This window comes from Serratia sp. HNCC26DJ244 (assembly GCF_057180565.1).
Window position 1 is genome coordinate 1 of sequence record NZ_JBXUGO010000044.1, and the last position, 5559, is coordinate 5559.

At 55.8% G+C, this 5559-nt stretch carries 1 protein-coding gene; it reads right to left on the reverse strand.

All coding sequences use genetic code 11. From position 1 onward, the window contains the following. Window positions 1-5559 (reverse strand): beta strand repeat-containing protein (locus AC2A06_RS18375; RefSeq protein ID WP_484381237.1); only part of this gene is annotated, 5559 nt, incomplete at both ends.

Sequence of the window (5559 nt, forward strand, 5' to 3'; positions counted from 1 at the left end):
CTGCCGTCAATATTCAGGCTGGAGCCATTAGTCAGGTCCACCACACCACTCAAGCCCTGTGCATTACCGCTATTGCTCAGATTGATATGGCTGGCATCCAGCGTCCAGGTGCCCGCCCCGCTCAGCGCGTTATCCAGGGTGCTTAATGCTCCGTTGGCATAAGCACTAAACAGCAAGTTACTGCCACTGGCGATGGCGACTACACCATTACCCAATTGTGGGGCCTGCGTCACCGTCAAGGTGCTGCCGTCCACCAGATCAAACACACCGTAAAAATTGTTGTTATCCGCAGACAGGGACATCTCTGCCCCATTGCTGATACTGACGGTAGAATCAACCACCCCAGTGAGTGCATTAGCCACATCCTCCGTCACGCCACTGAAATCCAGCACCGAACTGTCAGTGGTCAAATCCACGGTGGCGCTGGCGGCCCCCAGATTATTGGCGTCAGTCACGGTTAACCGGCTGTCGGCACCAATCACCTGAGCACCGTTAAACGCACTGTTATCACCGGTCAGTTGCACATCCGCCAGGGTATTGATAGTGCCGGCACCACTGAGTGGGTTGGCAAAGCTGCCATCGCGGGCGAAATTCAGGTTACCGTCAACATTCACCTCACTGCTGCCCAAGGTCCCGGCATTGTTCAGCACCAGCGTCGCGCCGCTGTCAATGTCGGTGTCAGCGGTTAAGCCACTGTTGGCGGCGCTGACGGTGAAGGTGCCCCCTTGTAGCGTCAACAGACCATCACCGGTCAAGCCCCCGGTGGCGCTTGAGCTGCCGCCCAGGGCGAGCAGTAACGAACCGCCCGCCAGGTCCAGCACCCCATTATTGACCAGGGTTTGCACTGTTTGCGTGTGGCCATTTAAATCCACCGTCGCCCCACTGCTCAGGTCAAGGGTGGTGGTCTGCCCCAAGGCCGAATTCGCCGCCAGTTGCAAGATCCCTGAGCGCACCAACGTATCGCCGGTGTAGTCATTGGTCGCATTGGACACGGTGATGATGGTGCCATCGTTGGGGGAGTCGATAGCCAAATCCCCGCTGCCGGTCACTTTGGCCCCGAGATTATTGCGTTGAGAGCCGTTATTGGCCAGGGTACCCTGTAACATCAGTGCCTGGCTGCCGCTGGTTAACAGTTCCAGCTGTTTCAGCAGATAACTGACATATAAACCATTACTATCCGCCCCAGTACTCAGGCCATACTCGAAGCTTCCCATTGCCGCGACTTGGCTATCACCAGGATTGGTAATCCCTTGAAGATAGATGCCGGTAATCGGGGTATAGCTCCCATCAGTGAGGATCAATTCACTGCCGGTGCCGGTGGCCACACCGATGGCCAAGGTGGCGATAGCCACCCCGGTATCTAAATCCAGCGTATTTAACCCTGCCAAACTGGGGGATAAGTTGCTTGGCAGGTTAACACTCACGGTACCGCCGGCAGTGGTATCAATGGTTTGTGCCGCAATAATGCCATCAGCGGTGATCACACCGTTATTTTCAGTGATATGGGCGTAAGTTAACTCACCGCCATTGAACACCAGATGACCGAGGGTTTGCACCCCATCGCCCACGTTGGTGTTACTGCCCGCACCCAGGTTCAGGGTAGCGGCAGTTAAGGTCGTGGTATTGCTGCCGGACAAATCAAACAGGGTATTTTGCAAATTGACATTGCCGGCAAACGCACTGCCCACCGGGGTACCAAAATTAAAGGCCGTCTGGTTAGTATCAACGTTGACATCCCCCACCCCGGTCAGCGCATTGTTGAAGGTAAACGCCCCGGTGGTGGTGATATTCAAATCACTGCCGGTATCCGCCACATTCACCCTGGCGAGAGTATTGAGCAGCGTGTTGCCGTCAATGGTCAGGCTAGCGCCGTTGGTGATATCCAGCACCCCACTCAAGCCCTGTGCATCACTGTTATTGCTCAGATTGATATGGCTGGCATCCAGCGTCCAGGTCCCCGCCCCGCTCAGCACGTTATCCAGGGTACTCAGTGCCCCATTGGCATAGGCGCTAAACAGCAGATTACTGCCACTGGCGATGGCAACTACACCATTACCCAATTGTGGGGCCTGCGTCACCGTCAGGGTGCTGCTGCCCACCAGATCAAACACGCCGTAAAAATTGCTGTTATCCGCAGACAGGGACATATCAGCCCCATTGCTGAGGGTCACCGTGGAGTCTGCCACCCCGGTGAGCGCATTGGCCACATCCTCACTCAAGCCACTGAAGTTCAGCACCGAGCTGTCGGTGGTCAAATCCACGGTGGCACTGGCGGCCCCCAGATTATTGGCGTCAGTCACGGTTAACCGGCTGTCTGCCCCAATCACCTGGGCACCGGTAAACAGGCTGTTATCTCCGGTAAGTTGCACATCCGCCAGGGTATTGATAGTCCCCGCACCACTGAGTGGGTTGGCAAAACTGCCATCGCGGGCGAAATTGAGGTTACCGTCCACGTTCACATCACTGCTGCCCAGGGTCCCGGCATTGTTCAGCACCAGCGTCGCCCCGCTGTCAATGTCGGTGTCAGCGGTTAACCCACTGTTGGCGGCGCTGACGGTGAAGGTGCCACCTTGTACCTGCAACAGACCATCACCGGTCAAGCCCCCGGTAGAACTAGAGCTCCCCCCTTGGGCGAGCAGTAACGAACCGCCCGCCAGATCCAGCACCCCACTATTGACCAGAGTTTGCACTGTTTGCGTGTGGCCATTTAAATCCACCGTCGCCCCACTGCTCAGGTCAAGGGTGGTGGTCTGCCCCAAGGCCGAATCCGCCGCCAGTTGTAAAATCCCTGAGCGCACCAGGGTATCCCCGGTGTAGTCATTGGTCGCATTGGACAAGGTAATAATGGTGCCATCATTGGGGGAGTCGATAGCCAAATCCCCGCTGCCAGTAATTTTGGCCCCAAGGTCATTGTGTCGAGTCCCATTATTCGCCAGGCTACCTTCTAACATCAGCGCCTGGCTGCCGGTGGTTAACAGTTCCAGTTGTTGCAACAGATAACTGACATATAAACCATCTTGCCCAACCCCGGTACTCAAGCCATAAACAAAACTCCCCATCGCCGCCACCGTGGTGTCGTTGGGATTGGTAATGCCTTGCAGATAAATGTCGGTAATCGGGGTATTGCTCCCATCGGTCAGGGTCAATTCACTGCCGGTGCCAATGGCAACCCCCGTCGCCAACGTCACAATAGCCACCCCGGTATCCAGATCCAGCGTATTCAACCCCGCCAAGCTAGGGGATAAACTCGGTGGTAGGTTAACACTCACGGTGCCGCCGGCAGTGGTATCAATGGTTTGTGCCGTAATGATGCCGTCAGCGGTGATCACACCGTTATTTTCAGTGATATTGGCGTAAGTTAATTCACCGCCATTGAACACCAGACCACCGAGGGTTTGCCCCCCATCACCCACGTTGGTGTTACTGCCGATGCCCAGGTTCAGGGTAGCAAGCATTAAGCTGGTGGTATTGGTGCCGGACAAATCAAACAGGGTATTTTGTAAATTCACCGTACCCGCAAACGCATTGCCTACCGTGGTACCAAAATTAAATACCGTCTGGTTAGTATCAACATTGACATCCCCCAACCCGGTCAGCGCATTGTTGAAGATAAAAGCCCCGGTGGTGGTGATGTTCAAGTCACTGCCGGTATCGGCCACATTCACTCTGGCGGCACTGTTGAGCGCCGTGTTGCCGTCAATGGTCAGGCTGGCGCCATTGGTGATATCTATAACCCCACTCAAGCCCTGTGCATTATCGCTATTGCTCAGATTGATATGGCTGGCATCCAGCATCCAGGTGCCCGCTCCGCTCAGCGCGTTATCCAGGGTACTTAATGCTCCGTTGGCATAAGCGCTAAACAGCAAGTTGCTGCCACTGGCAATCGCCACCAAGCCATTGCCCAGTTGTTGCCCCTGGGTCACCGTCAGGGTGCTGCCGCCCACCAGATCAAACAAACCGTAAAAATTGCTGTTATCCGCAGATAGGGACATATCGGCCCCATTGCTGATACTGACGGTGGAATCAACCACCCCAGTGAGTGCATGAGCCACCTCCTCCGTCACACCACTGAAATTCAGCACCGAACTGTCGGTGGTCAAATCCACGGTGGCGCTGGCGTCCCCCAGATTATTGGCGTCAGTGACGGTTAACCGGCTGTCTGCGCCAATCACCTGAGCACCGGTAAACGCGCTGTTATCACCGGTGAGTTGCACATCCGCCAGGGTATTGATGATCCCCGCACCACTGAGCTGGTTGGCAAAGCTGCCATCACGGGCGAAATTGAGGTTACCGTCCACGTTCACCTCACTGCTGCCCAGGGTCCCGGCATTGTTCAGTACCAGCGTCGCGCCGCTGTCAATGTCGGTATCAGCGGTCAGCCCACTGTTGGCGGCACTGACAGTGAAGGTACCGGCTTGCACCTGTAACAAACCCGCGCCGGTTAAGCCACCGGTCGCACTGGAGGTCCCGCCCGCAGTCAGCGCTAGCGTGCCAGCCCCCAGGTTAATGATGCCATTGTTGGTGAATAGCCCACTGGTCAGCACCCCGCTGCCTAACAGCACGGTGCCTTCATTGGTGGTGCTTCCCACCTGTTGGTTGTAGTTATTGAGGTTAAAGCTACTGCCGGTGGTGACTGCCAGTAAATAGGTACTCCCCAGCGCCCCACTGGCCCCCAGCAACACGCTGCCCCCACGGATGGTGGTGCTGCCGCTGTAGCTGTTGGTGCTGTTGGAAAGGGTTAATGGTGCCAAGGTGCCGTCCAGTACAAGACCGCCGGTGCCAAACACGTTAACCAGCAAGTCGTTGTTGGAACCAGGCAAACCGTCGGTGGCTATCACCAGCGCATCGTTGCCATCTTCCAGCAACTCCAGGGCGGTAAGGGTATAATCCATATACAGGCCCGCGCCATTCTCCCCGCTGTTGCTCAAGCCATAATCATAAATCCCGTTGGCAACATGCACGCCATTCTGTTCAATTTGGTCTGAAGTATTTTGCCCAACGTTAGTACCATTGATCTGCAAGGTCAGCAGGTCAGCCCCCGTCGCCGTGGTGGCACTCACCAGTTGCATGGCATTATTGCCGGTCATTTGATTGAGCAGTGAGCCACTGCCGGGGGTGTTATCTATTGCTGCATTACCCAGAATATTCACCGCCCCACCGGCGGCAATGAAATTATCGGTACTGATCAAGCCATCTGAACGCAACCCCGGCAGGTCGCCATAAAACGTCAGGGTGCCGCCATTCAGGTTTACATTGCCGACAGATTCGGTGGTGGTGACCCCGTTGCTGCCGACTGTCGCATTACTGCCCGTGCCCAGATCCAGGGTGGCAAGCGTTAACGCCGAGGTATTATCGCCTGTGAGGGTCAACAGGGTGTTTTGTAAATTCACCGTACCGGCAAACGCACTGCCCACCGTACTGCCAAAGTTAAACGCGCTGTTGTTGGTGTTGACATTGACATCCCCCAACCCGGTCAGCGCATTATTGAAGGTAAAGGCCCCAGTGGTGGTGATATTCAAATCGCTGCCGGTATCGGCCACATTCACCCTGGCGAGAGTA